Genomic DNA, 17,607 nt, shown 5'->3' with positions numbered 1-17,607 from the left:
GTTAATAGAGTATCGCCCATTTTTTGTCGGTTTTCTCACCCATATCCAGTACCAGCGTACCACCAGTCATCAGCTCATCGTGCGTAAACGAGAGCGATTTCAATGGTTTGCCGTTCAGTGTAGCCGACTGGATATATTTATTGATCCGGGAATTATTCCGGGCAACCACCGTAAAGGTTTTGCCATTCGGTAAAGCGACGCTGATTTTAGTAAACAAGGGGCTGGTGATCGAATAGCGGGGAATACCGGGCGTAGTTGGATAAAAACCCATCGCCGAAAAGACGACAAACGAGTTCATGGAACCGGCATCTTCATCACCCGGCACACCGAAGATGTTGTCCTGAAACCAGGTGTCCAGCAGCAGCCGGGTGTACTTCTGGGTTTTCCAGGGGGCATTGGTGTAATTGAACAGGTAGGGAATAAAAAACGTCACCTGATTGCCCATCGCAAACTGACCGATCAACCCGGTCTGATCAGGAAATTTCTCCCAGAAAACCGGCTTAGGACGGTCGGCCCCTTCCCGAAACAGTTGGTCGAGGTTTTGTTCTACCTTATCGGGGCCGCCCATCAGTTCGGTCAGTCCTTTGATGTCCTGCTGTACATTCCAACGGTAATTCCAGCCATTGTTTTCGTTGTAGTAATCCAGTCCCGCATGGCCACCATCAAACTTCGGATCGATGTCAATCCAGTTGCCCTGGGCATCTTTGGGCATGAAAAAGCCCGTTTTCGGATAGAAGAGATTTTTGTAATTCTGGGCGTAGGGCGCAAATTTCTGGGCGACGGGCTGATTACCCAGCTCTTTAGCGAATTCACTCAACGCCCAGCTATCGTAGCTGTTGCCCAGGGTGATAGCCACCGCCGACCGCTTTTGCCCCCGCTTCTGCGAGGCAAACGGATCGGTTTCGGTTTCGCCCGGTCGCAAGGCCGGATAGTAGCCTTTGGCATAATAAAAATCTTCCAGAGCGCCTTTAGGACCGTTTCGGGAGGGCAGCATGGTCGCCTGTTCGGCATTTTTTAGCATCCCTTCCAATGCCGTTTTGGTGTCGAAGTTGCGAATACCCTTGCGGTAAGCATCCAGAAACATCACACAGGATTTGAAGCCAAACATACCGGGCCGATCTCCGTAGGGTTTGGGATATTCGGGCATCCAGCCGCTCTCCTTATACATTCGCACGTAGGATTCCAGCATGTCGGCTTCCCGGTCTGGGTCCAGAATGCAGCGTAAGGGATGCAGGGCCAGGTAGTTCCCCCAAGTGTAATCGTCGTTGTAGAAAGGTCGTTTATCGGTGTGAACCGTCTTATCATAGCCACTATAATACTTCCCGTCTTCGGTCATATCGAACATACGGGCGTAGCAACGGTACAAGGCTGTGTAAAAGCTCCGTTTCTGCGCTTCAGTTCCCCCTTCGACCTGAATCCGACCGATGGTTTTGGCCCAGGCCGCCTGTGCCTTCGCTTTCTGTTGATCGAAACTTACCCCAGCGAGTTCAGCTTCCAGATTCTTTTTTGCCTGTTCGACACTAATGAACGAAACCCCATACCGAAACTCCACGACCGGACCGTCCGACTCAGAATAACTTGCATAGGCCCGTTCACCCGGCACTTTTTTGGGCTTTTCCTGGGTACCGGTCACGGTATAGCGTCCCCAGTCTTTTTCGCCATCGCGCTTGCCGGTCTGGGGTTTGCCCGTAAACATACCGTACAGGTAGGCCATGCCCTTCTGTTCATGAATCGCATCGTTTACGGTCTCGGTGCCTGCAATCGCATTCCCATTCTGAAAGTCGTATTTGCCGTTGGCGTAATAGTGGGATAAAAGCAGGTGCTTTTTCACGCCAGGCGGGAAAGTAAACCGATAAATACCTGTGCGGGCGCCCGGTGTAAATTCGGTCAGGATGTTATCGTCGGTGAGCCGGACTGAGTAATACCAGGGGTGAACCGTTTCAAAATCGTGATCGTAGGTCAGGCGTCGGTACCAGCCCGTATCGGCCAACGCACCGGAGTACGGTTTGATCGCAAAAATCAGTTGGGGCGTAATGACGTTCTGCGAAAGCATCGGAAAATCCGTGATCTGCATGTCGAGATGGTCCTGGCGTTTGGGGTAGATGCGGACCATCTGATTAGGCAAATGAACCACCGGCCGATTGCTGTTCAGCAGGGGGGCCACATTGCCAATAGTTGGGTCAATGTACGTTAATCCATCCGCTGAATTCGGTTTCTTCTGCCCAAAGCCCACCTGACTACTCATCAGGTAACTTACCAGGACAAAAACGACGAATGAGCTGATATTTCGTTTCATAGCTGAGAAAAGGAAGGTTCGGAATACGTTTTTTATAGGCCCCTACCCCTTTAGGCTAATCTTGTAGGGGTTCACATAAATGAACGAAGCTCTTATTTAGGGGTATTTTAATACAGTGTAAAGTAAGGCTTTGAGGCTTTTTTGTCATTCCGATGAACGAGGAATCTTAAGGCTTCCTTACTCTCAAATAGGGGTAATTTAAGATTCCTCGTTCATCGGAATGACAAAAAACTAGGTTACAATGGATTAAATACGATTCTCAAAAACCCTATACGATTAGTTTTGAGAGAGGGATAAGGGGAAAACCAATCAACTATACCCCGGATTTTGTGGCAGAACCGATGGGTTATTGATAATCTGAATTTCGACCAGTGGAATCGGAAAGAGGGCGTTGAACGGTTTGTAGCCCAGTGGCCCCATCACCGCGTCCAGACGGCCCGTCCGGGCGAGGTCGAACCAGCGAACGCCCTCCATCGACAGTTCGTAGACACGTTCGTCGTAAATCTTCGTCCGTAGCAGGTCTTTCGTCATGGTCGGGTAAGCTGGCATTTTGGCCCGCGTACGCACCTGGTTCAGATAGGTAAGCGCCTGATCGGTTTTGCCGTTTTCATTCAGGGCTTCGGCATACATCAGCAGCACATCGGCATAGCGGATTACTTTCCAGTTTGCTTTGCTGTCGTTCAGCGAATTAGTGGCCGCCAGGTATTTCTTCGTAAAGGTGGCAATCTGCAGGAAGCCCTGAAATACCCCATTGTTGTCCGTGTATCCTTTGGCTACGGTAATGTCGCGTCGGGGGTCTTTCGGATCGAAAGAATCGAACAGTGCCAGCGTGGGCGTATTCTGCTCACCTGCCCCACCTTTTATACCGTAGAAGGCTTCGGCGGCCGAGTTGGCCGATTTTGGCAGAAACTTGTTTGAAAAACCGCTGCCTGCACCCAGGTTACCGTCCTGATACTCAATATCGAAGATATACTCGCTATGGTGTTCATCTTTGGTGTAGTCGAACAGATCGCTATAGTTCGGCAGGAGTGCGTAGCCCAATGTAGTCACTTCCTGAAGCTTGGCTTCGGCCTTTACGAAATCCTTACGGGTCATGTACACACGTCCCAGAATAGCCTTCGCAGCCCCTTTAGTCGCACGGCCTACATCGACGCCCGTGTATTTGGCAGGCAGCTTCGTTTCGGCTTCCATCAGATCTTTAATGATTACCTCATCATAAATCTTATCGACCTTCTCCCGAACTTTCGTATACCCTTCGTCGGCCGTTGTCGGCTTGGTGTTTAATGGCACATCGCCAAAAATGCGCACCAGATCGAAGTAGGCAAACGCGCGCAGAAACCTGGCTTCCCCCACATGCCGATCTTTGTTCGTTACCACAGCCGGATCGGCCGTTTCCAGTTTCGACAGAACCAGATTGGCCCGGTTGATGGCGCTGTAATAGTTCCGCCAGGTCGAAATCATCAGGTTAGCATCGCTGTTCATGTTGAACTTATCGACCGATACCAGGAAAGCGTCGTTGCCCAGCGCGTGCCAGGAATCATCGGCCCGCAGATCACCAAAGATCCAGAAGTCCTGATACTGATTCCGCAGCATGGCATAGATACCCACCACAGCATCCTGAAAGTCTTTATCCGTTTTGTAAACGGCATCCACACTAACGGTGGAAATGGGATTCAATTCGATGAAACTCTTTTGGCACGACGTGGTAAGCACCGATGCCAGCGTAAGTAGACAAATTATCTTTTTCATTTGGCTAAGTCGTTTAGTTGGTATGATACGGCTCAAAATCCTACATTCAAACCAATCATCAGGCTTTTGGGCAGTGGGTAATCGTTGGCCTCTACCCCTGGCGTTAACGGATTTTCGGTCGTACTCACATCCGGGTTAAATGCCGTGTTCTTCGTGAAGATGAACGGGTTATTGGCGTTGACATACACCCGCAGGGAGTTCAGTTTGAGCTTCTGGGTAATGGTCGATGGAACGACGTACGCTACCGTTATGTTGTTGATTCGCAGATACGTACCTGTATCCAGAAACAACTGACTCGGCAGGCGAACCCCACCCGTTGGCGTATCGTTGGGCCGGGGGGTTTTGCCATCGCCGGGGTCCTGTTCCGATTTCCAGTAGTTGTTGCTGAACGCATACCCCCGTACCCGCGCCCGGCCGCTGTTGCCACCACCCCGCGAGGTATTGTAGATCATGTTCCCTTTCGATCCTTGCAGGCTGACGCTCAGGCTCAGGTTTTTATAGGTAACCCGGTTGGTCATACCGTAGAAGAAGTCAGGATAGGGCGAGCCCATGATGGTTTTATCCGCATTGGTGATAACCCCATCCCCGTTAATATCGACGAACCGAATGTCGCCAACGCGTGAACGGTCGCTGCCACCGGGGTTATAAATGGGTCCCCGATCCAGGTCAGCCTGCGTTTTAAAAATTCCATCGACCAGCCAGCCATAGAACATCCCGATGGGCTGCCCAATCATGGTTACGTTGTTGCCTGAATAGATCGGGTCCCCCTGCGGCCCTAATTTGACCACCTTGTTGCGGTAGGTAGACAGGTTAAAGTCAGTCGACCATTTGATTTTCCGGTCTATATTGACCGTTCCGAGTACAAACTCCCAGCCTGTGTTTTTGACCTCGCCGATGTTCTGCAACGCCGTACTGAAACCCGTGTTGTTCGGGATGTTTACGTTCAGCAGCAGATTGGTGTTGTGCGAGGTAAAATGGTCGATGGAGGCCGTAATCCGGCTATTAAAGAAACTGGCATCGACCCCGAAGTTCAGCGAACTCTGGGTTTCCCAGGTCAGGCTTGGGTTCGCAATCCGACCGGGCGCAATGGCCGTCGCTACGCTATTGCCCAGGCCATAGTTTTCGTAACTGACGGTCGCATACTGGTCGTAGTTACCAATGTTGTTATTGCCCGTTACGCCATAACTGGCCCGAAGTTTCAGCTCCGTGATTTCAGGTCGGTTTTTCAGGAACGCTTCATCCGAAATACGCCAGGCCACGGCCAGCGACGGAAATATGCCGTATTTGTTCTGCGTACCGAACCGCGACGAGCCATCGGTCCGAATCGAGGAGGTCAGGTAATACTTGCTGTTGTAGTTGTAATTAACCCGCGCCAGATACGATACCAGCGACCATTCGTAGATGTTGGCCGTTCCGTTCGTGATCAATCCACCCACGGCACTCAGCGTAGGCACCAGGTTGTTCGGAAACTTATTGCTCGTCATGGAGCTGGTTTCGCCCCGTTCTTTCTGGGCCGTAAAACCCGCTAAGGCCGCAATCGAGTGTTTATTGACGGTTTTGTTATAGTTCAGCGTATACTCCGTCAGCCAGTTGGTAATCAGCCCTGCATTATCCGTACCTGTTGGCAGCTCGTTGGCAAAATAAGCCCGTTGCGGACGAAAGTACATGCCTTTGTTGGTCAGCAGGCTACCGCCCAGGAGTACATTGAATTTTAAATCATTGATAATCTGGTATTCCAGATTGACATTCCCCAACAATCGAAGGTTTTTCTGTGATGTGATCGTTTCCTGAGCTACGGCAAGTGGATTGTAGATGTCGGCCATATCGGCCAGACCAGCATAATTAAAATAGCTTCCGTCTGGATTCAATAAAGGACGGAAATTGTGAATTTGCAAGGTAGACGCAACAATACCCAGCGTACTGGCTGTTCCACCACTCACGCCCGTTGAGGGAAGGGAACGTAACTCTGTATACGCAGGATTAAGACTTACTTTGAGGGCTAAACGTTTGGACAACTGCGCGTCGATATTGGAACGCATCGAATACCGCTTGAAACCGCTATTGATAATAATACCGTCCTGATTGAAATATTCACCGCTGACGGCATAGCGGATGTTTTCCGAACCACCCGTTGCCGATAGCTGAATCTGACGCTGGGGCGCTGTGACCAGTACTTTATTCAATGAATTTTCGTCGGTGGTGTTCCGGCCTTCCAGCACATCCATGATGATGGCTGGTACAGGGGTGGCCCAGGAGGTTGGTGGCCCCGATACATCTTTGCCGGCATCCATATTTTTGTTACGCATGCCATCGTAGAAGAACTGAGCCTGTTCTTTCGAATTCTTCATAATGGGCACTTTCGATACACTCTGCCAGCCGTAGTAGGTATCGAGCGTGATATTGGCTTTACCGGCCTTACCTCGTTTGGTCGTAATAATGACTACACCATTGGAGCCCCGCGACCCGTAAATAGCCGTGGCCGACGCATCTTTCAGAATATCCAGTGTTTCAATATCGTTGGGGTTCAGGGTCTGGATATTGTCGGTGGGGAAGCCATCGACCACATACAGTGGACTGGCTCCTGCCGAAATACTCCCAATACCCCGCACACGGATTTGTGGAGCAGCACCCGGTTCACCCGAAACAACTTTTACCTGAACCCCGGCGACCCGTCCGGCCAACCCCTGTTCAATTCGGGTGACACCCAGATCTTTAATTTCCTTGTTGCTGATCACCCCAACCGAGCCCGTCAGATCTTTCTTTTTAACTGTACCATAGCCCACTACCACAATTTCGTCGAGGGTTTTGTTATCGGCTTTCAGGGTCACATCGAGGGTTGTCTGATTACCCACCGTAACTTCCTGCGCCAGATAGCCTACGTAACTGAATATCAGCACGGCGGATGCGTTCGGCACATCCAGTCGGTACTTTCCCAGCGCATCCGTGGTGGTTCCTTTCTGCGACCCTTTAATGACAATACTTACCCCCGGCAACCCCTCCCCCTTATCGTCTATGACTGTTCCCTGAACCGGAATATCGGCCAGTTTAAGCTCCGATGGTAACCGGGAAGGAAGGGTCAGCGCCGATTCGCGGCTATCCGTTTCCTGATCGGATTTGGTTTGAAGCTCCTGAAGCAACGTAGCATTCTGACTACTGCTGGCATCAGCCTTTCCGGCGGGCTCTTTTGTCATCACCACATAGCCACCATTTCTCACTTTCTTGTAGCGCAGGCCAAGCGGCTTCAGCACCGCATTGAGGTTCTGCTCAATGTTCGCGTTGAAGTTGATGGTGTTCTCGGTCACAACCATTCCTTCCACATTCCGGTCGAAAAAAAGAATATCGACCTCGTAATGGTCCTGCAACTTTTTGAGGACATCCTTCAACTTCAGGGCTGCCCCTTTCGGGTAGGTGTCCCGCTGCTGAAGTTGTTGGGCTTTGGCCAGCACCTGCGAAAATCCCGGCCGTACTCCTCCCAGGACTACCCCGAAAAGGAGTAGCAGACGTATCAGTTTTTTCATAATTAGTTAAGGGGTTCTTGGTTAATGATTCTGGGTTATAATGATGGTATCGCCTTGTTGTCGGTAGTTCAGGTTGGCTATACTTGTCAGAGTCTCAAGCAGTTCATCGGCACTATAGGCTTTAAAAGCGCCCGAAATGGTCTCCTGAGCCAGTGTTTTGTCAGGAATTTGCAACACGATACCGTAGTTCTCTTTAAACAGGGTCCCGATTTCGGAAAGTGTAGTCCCATCGAATACGTAGCGATGCTCTTTCCAGGAGCTATAATTTTCCGGTTTCTCGGTCAGTTTTAGGCTTACTTTTCCGGTATTGTCGAAGGTAACCAGATTGCCGGGCTTCATCGTGAGCTGTTTATTGGTCTGCCCTTCCTGGTACAATAGCTGGACTTTGCCTTTGTTGAGCACCACTTTTTTCGTTTGCTCGCGGGTATTCACCATAAATTCCGTACCCAGCACCACGACGTCAAAATGCTTATCGGTCCGCACTACAAAATGCTGATGGTTGGGCATATGCTTAATGGAAAAATCGGCCTCACCCGCCAAAACGACCTCCCGCGTTTTCTGCCCAAAGCCAAACCGAGGAACCCGCAAAGAGGAATTGGCATTCAGCGTAATCTGGCTTCCATCGGATAGCGTCAGCGACCGGGTTTGGCCAAAGGCGGTTTCGAAAGTGGTGTAGCGGATCGTATCCCGGAACACATAACCACCGACCAGCATGAGCAAACTAACCGAAGCCGCTACCAGCCAGCCCGACCAGGTTGAACCAATTCGTTGTGTAACAGGCTCTTCAATTGGGGTGGATTCCGTCTCTACCTCTCGTGCTACTCCGCCGAGCATCCGCTGACGATGCCGCTCCAGGGCTTTCCGGTCGTCGGCAATGAATTGCGGGTTTTCACTTTCCCACATCGCCAGACATTCGAAAAACAGCTCGCGGTTATCCTCTTCTTTTGCCCACTCGTCAATAGCCTGCTTTTGCAGAGCCGTAGCCCGGCCTGCAAAGTAGTTGAGAAGTGATTCTTTCGATACCTGAGTTTTCATCGATAAAATGTTAATGCTATCATGACGATTTCAACACAAAAAACACGTAGTCATCATAGTGAAAAATAGGATATTAATGCCAGAAATGGCCTAACAGGCAGATAATTAACAACCATTTATCTTTCAATGTATTCCGAATTTGCCGCATGGCCTGAAACAGGTGCGCTTCAACAGTGCGTAGGGACAGGTGCAGTTCATCGGCTATTTCCTGATATTTTTTGCCCTCAAAGCGGTGCATAATGTAAATCTGCCGACGCTTTACGGGCATGGCGTTGATGGCATTTTCGACATCGTGATACAACTCCTCATATTGCGTAATCGAATCGGGACTCTGGGTTTTGTGGGCAGGCATCAACTCGGCATTTTCCAGGGATGTATTATGCCGCATTTCGGCCCGTACATAATCGAACGCCCGGTTACGAACCGCCGTGAACAAATAAGCCCGGAACGAACTGGTGATGCTCTTGTAACGCGACTCTGCCTGAAACTCATAAAAAATATCCGAGACGATATCTTCGGCAATGGCTTTCGACGACACAAACCGAACCGCATGACTGCACAGCAGAACGTAGTACTGCCGAAACAGCAGACTAATTCCGCGTTCGACATCCTCCTGAAACGCTTTTCGCAGGAATAATTCATTATCCCAACCCGCCTTTCCAGAAGACGGCGTACCTGTTTCCTCCGACTCCAAAACATACACCGACCCCAACTCGGGCCGTTGTCTTAATGGCAGGACTTGTCCCATCTCTATGGGTAAATGAAGCGGTTGGTTCATTTGATTACTTCCTCTAGAAAAATTCCTTATTGGACCACTGAATCGTTCGTGAACAACAAATCATGTAGTATCAAGACGATAATCGGCCCAAAAACACTTAGTCCATTTTCATTATTTTTTCAAAAAATTGAATTTAACAGTGCAGATAGGCATTAAAATCGAATTAAATAGAATATATACTCTATGTGCGTGGATGATCCGAGAGGGTCGGTTGTGGTGTAGACAAGCAGAAGGCAGCCCGTGTGGTGTCAACCTAATAAGCACGGATAGCTGAACCATCCTTGCCCGACTTACAATTTCGTTATGCGCTCAAGTAATAGCCCCTTCGGCAAGAAGCTTCACCGGGCAATTCGCTCCATTTGTAGGTCGTTAATAAAGAAAAAATAGCAGAATTCAGTCTAGTACGGGGTATTAAATGAACTCGTCAGTCTTTACCATAAGTCACTGTGCCCTAACTTGTACGGGCACTGGGCAGAGAACTTACCTAACGAACGAATCAACCGAAATCAATAGCATCACATGAACAGACGGGACGCCTTAACACGAGCAGCCTGGTTACTGGGCGGAACCCTTTCGGCTCCTACCCTACAGGCCATGAATCGCTGGGAACAACTCGTTTCGAATGGTCGAACAAGCCACCAGACGAACTCGTTTCTGACCGAGACCCAACGCGAAATCGTAGCCCGAACCGCCGAACTGATTATACCACGAACCGATACACCGGGGGCAATCGATGCCGGTGTTCCCGCTTTCATCGACCTTATGCTCCGCGATTGCTACAAAAAACCGGTGCAGGATGCCTTCCTGACGGGTTTGAGCGACCTGGAACGTAAAAACTTCCTGACGCTTACACCCGATCAGCAAACGGCACTGCTCAAACAGGTAGAAGCCGAAGCACAAACGTCGTCATCGCCCACTTACTGGCTCCTAACGAAAGAGTTAACCTTGTTGGGTTACTTTACATCGGAACCCGGCATCAAGGCATCGTTCGATTACCAGCCCATTCCCGGAAAATTCGTACCCATCAAAATCAAACCCGGCCAGAAAGATTTCATGTACGGCAATCAAGTATAAGTATGTAGGAGCGAGGACCGGGCCGCCTGAGCGGTGAGAATCCATCCGGAAGCCATTGGCTTGCGTCAGCAGCTCACCCCTCGCTCCTAACTCCTCACTCCTGTAAAAAGCTATGAACCTCAATATAAAAGCAGACAAAGCCCAGACCTACGACGCCATTGTGATTGGGTCGGGCATGACGGGCGGCTGGGCTGCCAAAGAACTTACCGAAAAAGGACTGAATGTACTCGTACTCGAACGGGGCTATGAATTAAAGCACGTTGCCGATTACAAAAACGCCATGAAAGACCCCTGGGAGTTTCCGCACCGGGGTAGAATCACAAACGTGGCCGCTGAAGAACATTATGCCACCATGTTTTTCTCGGCGAAAGAAGGCTCACAATACCTATTTGCCAACGACAAAGAAAATCCATACATCCAGAAACGCCCGTTCAACTGGATTCGGGCCTATCACACAGGCGGCAAGTCGTTGCTGTGGGGCAAACATACCTACCGCTGGAACCCGCAGGATTTTCTGGCCAATGCCAAAGAAGGGATCGGGATCGACTGGCCTATTCGCTACGAAGACCTGGTGCCCTGGTACACCTACGTCGAAAAATTTGTGGGTGTCAGTGGGCAGGCCGAAGGGTTGGCCGTTTTACCCGACAGCTATTTTCTACCACCCATGGCCATGACGGCCCCAGAAGTCCACCTGAAGAAATCCGTAGCGCAAAAACTCAATCGGCCCATCACCATCGGACGGGTCGCCCACCTGACCAAAGCGATGCCCCAGCATCTGGCCGTTGGTCGAACCGATTGCCAGTTTCGGAACCGATGCACACGCGGGTGCCCGTATGGAGGCTATTTCAGTTCACTGGCCGCTACCCTACCAGCCGCCCGGAATACGAACCGGCTGACGATGGTCCACAACGCCATTGTCAAAGAAATCCTGTACGACGACAAAGCCCAGAAAGCCAAAGGCGTACGGGTTATCGACCAGAATACGCTCGAAGTTCGGGAGTTTTACGCCAAACTTATTTTCCTCAATGCGGGTACGGTCGGCTCCACATCGATCCTGATGAACTCAAAATCGTCGCGCTTCCCGAATGGAATGGGCAATGATAGCGAACAACTGGGCCGCAACCTGATGGATCACCATCTGGCGATTGGTGCCCGTGCGGATGTGGAAGGGTTTGAGAATGACTATTATTTTGGGGCTCGTCCGGGGAGCTTATACATTCCACGCTTCCGCAACTGGGGGACCGACAAACGCAGCTACCTCCGGGGCTTTGGCTACCAGGGTGGAGCCAGCCGGGCCGACTGGTCGCGCGGGGCGGCTGAAACGGGATTTGGGGCTGATTTCAAAACCCGAATGACCCAACCCGGCCCCTGGAAGTTCAGCCTCACTGGATTCGGCGAAGTGCTTTCTAACCCAAATAACCGATTCTATCTCAGCGAAACCGAAACCGATAAGTGGGGATTACCCCAGCTTGTATTCGACGCTGATTTTGGCGAAAACGAACGGGCAATGCGGAAAGACATCATGAACGATGCCGCCGAAATGCTCGAAGCCGCCGGGTTCAAGAACGTAACCCCTTACGATAACCCAGTGGCTCACATGGGATTGGGTATACACGAAATGGGCACAGCGCGGATGGGTAGAGACCCCAAAACGTCGGTACTGAACAAGTACAACCAGGTTCATGCCTGCAAAAACGTGTTTGTAACCGACGGTTCCGGCATGACCTCATCCTCCAACGTGAACCCATCGCTAACCTACATGGCCCTGACTGCACGGGCTGCCAGTTATGCCGTTGCTCAATTAAAAGCACGGAATTTATAAACGCGCACCTGTTGTGTTCACCTGACGCATGGAACGACGAAACTTCCTGAAAACCAGCGGCCTCATGGGCGGTGCGTATGCGCTCTCAGGTTCACCGTTACTGGCGGCCCCCTCGCAGTTGGTCCCTGGCACGGCACCCGCCGAAACATACTGGCTCGATGTCCCCATGCGTTGGGTTCAATTGGCCTTTGTAGAACGCGATCCCGGCCATTATGATCCGGATTTCTGGCTAAACTATTTCAAACGGATTCATGCCGATGGTGCCCTGCTCAGTGCCGGTGGAATCGTGGCCTTTTACCCAACCCAGATTCCGCTCCACCACCGCAGCGATTTCATGGGCAATTCGGATACACTGGGTTATCTGGTCGAAGGCTGCAAAAAACAGGGCATGAAAATCATGCTCCGAACCGACCCCCATGCCGTCCGGCAGGATGTTTACGACGCACATCCCGAATGGATTGCCGTAACCGCCGACGGACAGAAACGCCGTCACTGGGCGAATCCTGACCTGTGGGTTACCTGTGCCCTCGGACCGTACAGCTTCGATTTCATGACTCTTGTCAACCGGGAGATCATGGAAAGATTCCAGCCTGAGGGTATTTTCTCGAATCGCTGGCATGGGCATGACACCTGTTATTGCGATAACTGCCAGCGTAATTTCAAAGCCTACTCCGGCCTGGAACTGCCCCGAAAAATTGACAAGCTCGACCCTACCTACCGCAAATGGGCCGAATGGCGGATGAAACGGCTTCGGGAGATCTGGGCTACCTGGGATGCGGGCATTCGGCAGGTAAAACCCAGCGCTCGCTTTATTCCAAACGGCTTCCCCGATAAAGTGATGACAGGTAAAGAGGCAGACCTTTTCTTTGCCGATCAACAGGCTCGCCGGGGGGTAATTCCGCCCTGGGCCAATGGCAAAGGAGCCAAAGAACTGCGTTCGACGCTGGGGATGAAGCCGCTCATTGGTATTTTCAGCGTGGGTATCGAAGAAGAATTCCGCTGGAAAGATTCCGTACAGAGCGATGCCGAAATTCGGATTTGGGTAGCCGAAGGCACCGCCAACGGCATGCGCCCCTGCTTCGTAAAATTTGGTGGTGATATTTACGACAAACGTTGGATGGAGGCCGTCGCCAAGGTATACGAGAGCTATTATAAACACGAAAAATACCTCCGCAATACGGCTCCCATGGCCCGGGTTGGCCTGGTCTATTCCGAACAGACCGACCGCAACTATGGCGGTAAACCCTGGCAGCAGAAAAGTGGTGACCACCTCGACGGGATGTACCACAATCTGGTAGAAAACCGTATTCCGTTCGACATGGTGAACGACCGACTACTCTCAGCCGACGATCTCAAACGGTTCAAGCTACTGATCTTACCAAACATTGCTGCCCTGTCGGACACTCAATGTCAGCAGATACAGGCATTCGTCGAGAAAGGCGGTAGCGTGGTGGCGACGTTCGAAACGTCGCTGTACGACGAAGAAGGTAAACAACGTCCCGATTTTGGTCTGGCGAGTCTGTTCGGCGTATCCTATGACCAGAAAGTAGAAGGGCCGTTACGTAATAGTTACCTCCATCTGCAACAGGGTGTCCAAGACGGCCAGACGCAGCTTATTCTGAAAGGGCTGGACGATACCCCTCGTATTATTAACGCCATCTACAAAGTCAACGTCAAACCTACAGCCAGCTATTTCCCCAGTCCGGTTACCCTCATTCCAACCTACCCCGACCTGCCGATGGAAGATGTATACCCGCGTGTGCCGCAAACCGATACCCGTGAATTATACCTGCGTCAGATTGGCAAAGGTCGGGTAGTATACATCCCCGGCGATCTGGACCGTTCGTTCTGGCAACTGCTGACCGTCGATCACGGTCTACTTCTCAGTAATGTAGTCAACTGGGCGCTGGATGAAGAACCCATTGCTACCGTAATCGGCCCCGGTGTGATTGATGTTCATGTGTGGCGGCAGGCGAATTCAATGACCGTTCACCTGGTCAATCTGACCAATCCGATGATGATGAAGGGCCCTTTCCGGGAGTTGATCCCCGTTGAGGCTCAGGTTTCGGTGCCTGTTCCGACGGGTGTGAAAGTGACAGGCGTGAAACTATTGATGAGTGAGCAAAAACCTAAATTTGAGATAAAGGGCGGTAAGGTTCTGGTAGCAATTCCCAGGATTGTCGACCATGAAATTGTAGCGCTGGATCTGGCCTAGTGCTATCAATTCTTAATCATCTAATCTTGTTTCGTTAAGTGCAGTGTAATTTTTGTCGTTCCTCGGAATGACAAAAAACTTAGAGTACAGTGTACTTAGTACTCAAGCATAAATAGTGTAGCGTATGCTACATGGGCGTTTTTTGTCATGCTGACGAAGGAAGCATCTTAAAGATTCCAAACCTGAGGATTCAAAGCCCTGAGATGCTTCCTTCGTCAGCATGACAAAAAACGAGCTAATACATTTTAATTAGCCACTTAGCTATCCGAAAGTGTAACGCTCTCGGACAGTTATAAACCAACCCAACTACCTCATGACCTGGAAACAAGTAATCGATCCGTTTGGTAACCTCCCGCTGTCGGTAGTCGTAGCAGCCCTGCCCATTTTGTTCATTTTCTGGGCGCTTATCATCCGAAAGATGAAAGGCTATCAGGCTGCCCTTATCGCTACGGCTCTTGCCATGATTATTGCCACTGCGATTTATGGCATGCCCCTCAAACTCGCGCTGTTGTCGGCTACTCACGGGGCACTCTATGGATTGTTCCCGATCTGCTGGCTGGTGACCATGGCCGTTTTCCTCTTTAACCTCACCGTTAAGGCCGGACAGTTCGACATCATCAAACACTTCATGGCCGCCATCACTTCCGACCGACGACTCCAGGCCCTGCTCATCGCCTTCTCCTTCGGCGCTTTCCTAGAGGGCACCGCTGGATTCGGCGCACCCGTGGCCATCACCGCTGCCATGCTGGTCGGACTAGGCTTCAACCCCCTCTATGCCTCCGGCATCTGCCTGATTGCCAACACCGCTCCCGTTGCCTTTGGCTCCATCGGTATTCCCATCACGGTGGCCTCCCAGGTGTCGGGCATTCCCGAACTGCCCATTTCCCAGATGGTGGGCAGAACCTTACCCATTCTGTCGGTGATCCTGCCGTTTTACCTGGTAACCATCATTGCCGGATTCAGGAAGGCCCAGGAGGTAATGCCCGCCGTGTTAGTCTCCGGGGTTTCGTTTGCCTTTTTGCAGTGGTTTTCGTCGAATTACCTAGGTCCTGCCCTGCCCGATGTGATTGCTGGACTAGGGTCGATTATTAGCCTGATGACGTTTTTGCGATTCTGGAAGCCCAAAACCATCTGGCGATTTGCCAATGAACCGGCGGCTAGCTTCGACAGCTCGATTCACTATACCGGAGGGCAATTACTTCGAGCTTGGTCCCCCTTTTTGATCTTAACCATCATGGTGATTTTCTGGGGTTTGCAGTCGATCAAAGAGGTGCTCAATGCGCATGGACAGTTTCAGTTCGAATTTCCCGGTCTGCACAATGCGATTCAGGGCCAGGATGGTACGTTGCTGACCAAGGTTTTCAAGTTCAATTACCTCTCAGCGGCTGGTACGGCCCTTCTGATTGCCTCGCTGGTAGCTATTCCGCTGGTCGGGCTGACTTACCGGCAAGGGCTACAGGTCTTTGGTGCTACCCTGTATCAGCTTCGATTTCCGACCTTGACGGTGGCCTCGGTACTGGCTTTCGCCTACATTGTCAACGACTCAGGCATTACACTCACGCTGGCAGAATCGTTGGCGCAAACGGGCGTTCTCTTCCCTTTTTTTGCGCCGGTGCTGGGGTGGCTGGGCGTCTTCATCACCGGATCAGATACGTCGGCCAATGCCCTGTTCAGCAAGTTACAATATGCCACGGCCGAGTCAATTGGTGTGCCTCCAGTGGTCAGTGTCGGAGCGAATGTGTCGGGGGGAGTCGTGGGTAAAATGATTTCGCCCCAGTCAATTGCGGTCGCGGCTGCGGCTGGCGATCTGGTGGGTAAAGAATCCTCGCTGTTCCGGTTTACGGTGAAACACAGTTTTATTATGCTGGGCTTTATCTGCCTCATCACGCTCGGACAGGCTTATGTATTTCAATGGGTTATTCCGACCTACGAAAAAGTAGCTGGCACCAAAGCCACATCAGTTCCCGATTTATCGAAGGGCTATACGTATCTGATTGGACTGGCTGTCCTTCTGGTCGTATTAGCGATTTCAGTGCTTTCGACCAAAAAGAAAGCGCAAGTACCTGCTCCTGCCAACTAAGTAGTAAAGGCGGCTTTTTCGTCTATAGGAGGAAATGAACAACTTGATTTTCTTTCCTCCTATACCCCTTATTTATGACGGTTCCGCTTTGTAACTACATGAAGGTTGGCCTGGTCCACTTCATGGCATTTCCCCAAACCATGAAAGGCGACGGCCCAATCGTTGAAACCATCAAAAAAGTAGTACTCGACGATTATTTTACGGCCATTGAAATTACCACCGTCAATGATCCGGTTGTCCGTCAGAAGGTAAAATCCCTGCTGGAAGCTTCGCATATGCAGGTGGCTTTTGCGGCCCAGCCCCGGCTACTCACCACGGGCCTTAACCTCAACGATACCAACGAAGAAGGCCGCCAGAAAGCACTCGCCAACGTAAAAGCGGGTATCGATCAGGCGTATGAACTGGGGGCTACGGGTTTTCGTTTCTGAGTGGTCAATACAACGAAGCAAACAAAGAAAAAGCGTTTGAACTACTGGTCGAATCCACCAATGAAATCTGCACCTATGCCAAAAGCAAGGGCGCTATGAAGATCTCGCTGGAAGTGTTCGATTACGATGTCGACAAAAAATCGCTGATTGGTCCGGCAGCGTTGGCTTTACAATATGTACAGGCGGTTCGGCAAACGCATGATCATTTCGGGTTGATGGTCGATTTGAGCCACATTCCGCTCATTCACGAAACCATTGACGAATCGCTGCTGCCCATAAAAGACTACATCACCCACGCACACGTTGGCAACTGTGTAGTCAAAAGTCCCGATTTGCCTGCCTATGGTGATGTACACCCCCGATTTGGCTTTCCCAATGGCGAAAACGATGTCGCTGAAGTAACGCATTACCTAAAAGTGCTGCTCGATATTGGTTATCTGAACACTGAAAACCCACCAATCTTCAGTTTTGAAGTTAAACCATTTGGCGATGAAGACCCGGATGTCGTAATTGCCAATGCCAAACGCACCCTAAACGAAGCCTGGGCAAGAGTTTAAAGTAAACTCATAGATAATAGAACACTGATTTTTATGATGATCATGATTTACACGG

Annotated in this window: 11 protein-coding genes; 6 read left to right on the top strand and 5 right to left on the bottom strand. The window is 50.8% G+C overall.

The window, feature by feature from the left end; all coding sequences use genetic code 11:
- Position 1: 1 nt before the first annotated feature.
- The 5 genes from B5M13_RS08570 to B5M13_RS08550 form a co-directional block, all read right to left on the bottom strand.
- Positions 2 to 2,296 (bottom strand): GH92 family glycosyl hydrolase, encoded by a 2,295-nt coding sequence (locus tag B5M13_RS08570; RefSeq protein ID WP_080055285.1) that lies wholly within the window; start codon positions 2,294 to 2,296, stop codon positions 2 to 4.
- Between the two features lie 309 nt (positions 2,297 to 2,605).
- Positions 2,606 to 4,045 (bottom strand): RagB/SusD family nutrient uptake outer membrane protein, encoded by a 1,440-nt coding sequence (locus tag B5M13_RS08565; protein WP_080055284.1) that lies wholly within the window; start codon positions 4,043 to 4,045, stop codon positions 2,606 to 2,608.
- 32 nt (positions 4,046 to 4,077) lie between these two features.
- Positions 4,078 to 7,563: a SusC/RagA family TonB-linked outer membrane protein gene (locus B5M13_RS08560; RefSeq protein ID WP_080055283.1), complete on the bottom strand. Its 3,486-nt coding sequence runs from the start codon at positions 7,561 to 7,563 to the stop codon at positions 4,078 to 4,080.
- A 21-nt stretch (positions 7,564 to 7,584) separates the two neighbouring features.
- Positions 7,585 to 8,598, bottom strand: coding sequence for a FecR family protein (locus tag B5M13_RS08555; protein ID WP_080055282.1), 1,014 nt, complete (start codon positions 8,596 to 8,598; stop codon positions 7,585 to 7,587).
- 73 nt (positions 8,599 to 8,671) lie between these two features.
- On the bottom strand, positions 8,672 to 9,376 hold the full coding sequence (locus B5M13_RS08550) for an RNA polymerase sigma-70 factor (protein ID WP_080055281.1): 705 nt from the start codon (positions 9,374 to 9,376) through the stop codon (positions 8,672 to 8,674).
- Positions 9,377 to 9,895: 519 nt separating this feature from the next.
- On the opposite strand from B5M13_RS08550, the gene B5M13_RS08545 reads away from it, so the two are divergent.
- The 6 genes from B5M13_RS08545 (at position 9,896) to B5M13_RS33850 (ending at position 17,552) form a co-directional block, all read left to right on the top strand.
- The gene (locus B5M13_RS08545) at positions 9,896 to 10,450 is read left to right on the top strand and encodes a gluconate 2-dehydrogenase subunit 3 family protein (protein ID WP_080055280.1); all 555 of its coding nucleotides are present in this window, start codon (positions 9,896 to 9,898) and stop codon (positions 10,448 to 10,450) included.
- Positions 10,451 to 10,562: 112 nt separating this feature from the next.
- The gene (locus B5M13_RS08540; protein ID WP_080055279.1) at positions 10,563 to 12,272 is read left to right on the top strand and encodes a GMC oxidoreductase; all 1,710 of its coding nucleotides are present in this window, start codon (positions 10,563 to 10,565) and stop codon (positions 12,270 to 12,272) included.
- A 28-nt stretch (positions 12,273 to 12,300) separates the two neighbouring features.
- Complete coding sequence (locus tag B5M13_RS08535; protein WP_080055278.1) at positions 12,301 to 14,487, top strand: alpha-amylase family protein; 2,187 nt, start codon at positions 12,301 to 12,303, stop codon at positions 14,485 to 14,487.
- A 313-nt stretch (positions 14,488 to 14,800) separates the two neighbouring features.
- Positions 14,801 to 16,567 carry an L-lactate permease gene (locus B5M13_RS08530; protein ID WP_080055277.1) on the top strand — a complete coding sequence of 589 codons (1,767 nt, stop codon included), beginning with the start codon at positions 14,801 to 14,803 and terminating at the stop codon, positions 16,565 to 16,567.
- Between the two features lie 74 nt (positions 16,568 to 16,641).
- Positions 16,642 to 16,995 (top strand): sugar phosphate isomerase/epimerase, encoded by a 354-nt coding sequence (locus B5M13_RS33855; protein ID WP_218919484.1) that lies wholly within the window; start codon positions 16,642 to 16,644, stop codon positions 16,993 to 16,995.
- 95 nt (positions 16,996 to 17,090) lie between these two features.
- On the top strand, positions 17,091 to 17,552 hold the full coding sequence (locus B5M13_RS33850; RefSeq protein ID WP_394334308.1) for a hypothetical protein: 462 nt from the start codon (positions 17,091 to 17,093) through the stop codon (positions 17,550 to 17,552).
- Positions 17,553 to 17,607 lie beyond the last annotated feature (55 nt).

It is taken from the genome of Spirosoma aerolatum (genome assembly GCF_002056795.1).
GTDB lineage: Bacteria > Bacteroidota > Bacteroidia > Cytophagales > Spirosomataceae > Spirosoma > Spirosoma aerolatum.
This window is presented reverse-complemented; position numbering and strand designations above follow the sequence as displayed.

Excerpts from the sequence above, each read along its gene's own strand:
- B5M13_RS08570 (WP_080055285.1), bottom strand. The coding sequence starts at position 2,296 with ATGAAACGAAATATCAGCTCATTCGTCGTTTTTGTCCTGGTAAGTTAC.
- B5M13_RS08565 (WP_080055284.1), bottom strand. The coding sequence starts at position 4,045 with ATGAAAAAGATAATTTGTCTACTTACGCTGGCATCGGTGCTTACCACG.
- B5M13_RS08560 (WP_080055283.1), bottom strand. The coding sequence starts at position 7,563 with ATGAAAAAACTGATACGTCTGCTACTCCTTTTCGGGGTAGTCCTGGGA.
- B5M13_RS08555 (WP_080055282.1), bottom strand. The coding sequence starts at position 8,598 with ATGAAAACTCAGGTATCGAAAGAATCACTTCTCAACTACTTTGCAGGC.
- B5M13_RS08550 (WP_080055281.1), bottom strand. The coding sequence starts at position 9,376 with ATGAACCAACCGCTTCATTTACCCATAGAGATGGGACAAGTCCTGCCA.
- B5M13_RS08545 (WP_080055280.1), top strand. The coding sequence starts at position 9,896 with ATGAACAGACGGGACGCCTTAACACGAGCAGCCTGGTTACTGGGCGGA.
- B5M13_RS08540 (WP_080055279.1), top strand. The coding sequence starts at position 10,563 with ATGAACCTCAATATAAAAGCAGACAAAGCCCAGACCTACGACGCCATT.
- B5M13_RS08535 (WP_080055278.1), top strand. The coding sequence starts at position 12,301 with ATGGAACGACGAAACTTCCTGAAAACCAGCGGCCTCATGGGCGGTGCG.
- B5M13_RS08530 (WP_080055277.1), top strand. The coding sequence starts at position 14,801 with ATGACCTGGAAACAAGTAATCGATCCGTTTGGTAACCTCCCGCTGTCG.
- B5M13_RS33855 (WP_218919484.1), top strand. The coding sequence starts at position 16,642 with ATGACGGTTCCGCTTTGTAACTACATGAAGGTTGGCCTGGTCCACTTC.
- B5M13_RS33850 (WP_394334308.1), top strand. The coding sequence starts at position 17,091 with ATGAAGATCTCGCTGGAAGTGTTCGATTACGATGTCGACAAAAAATCG.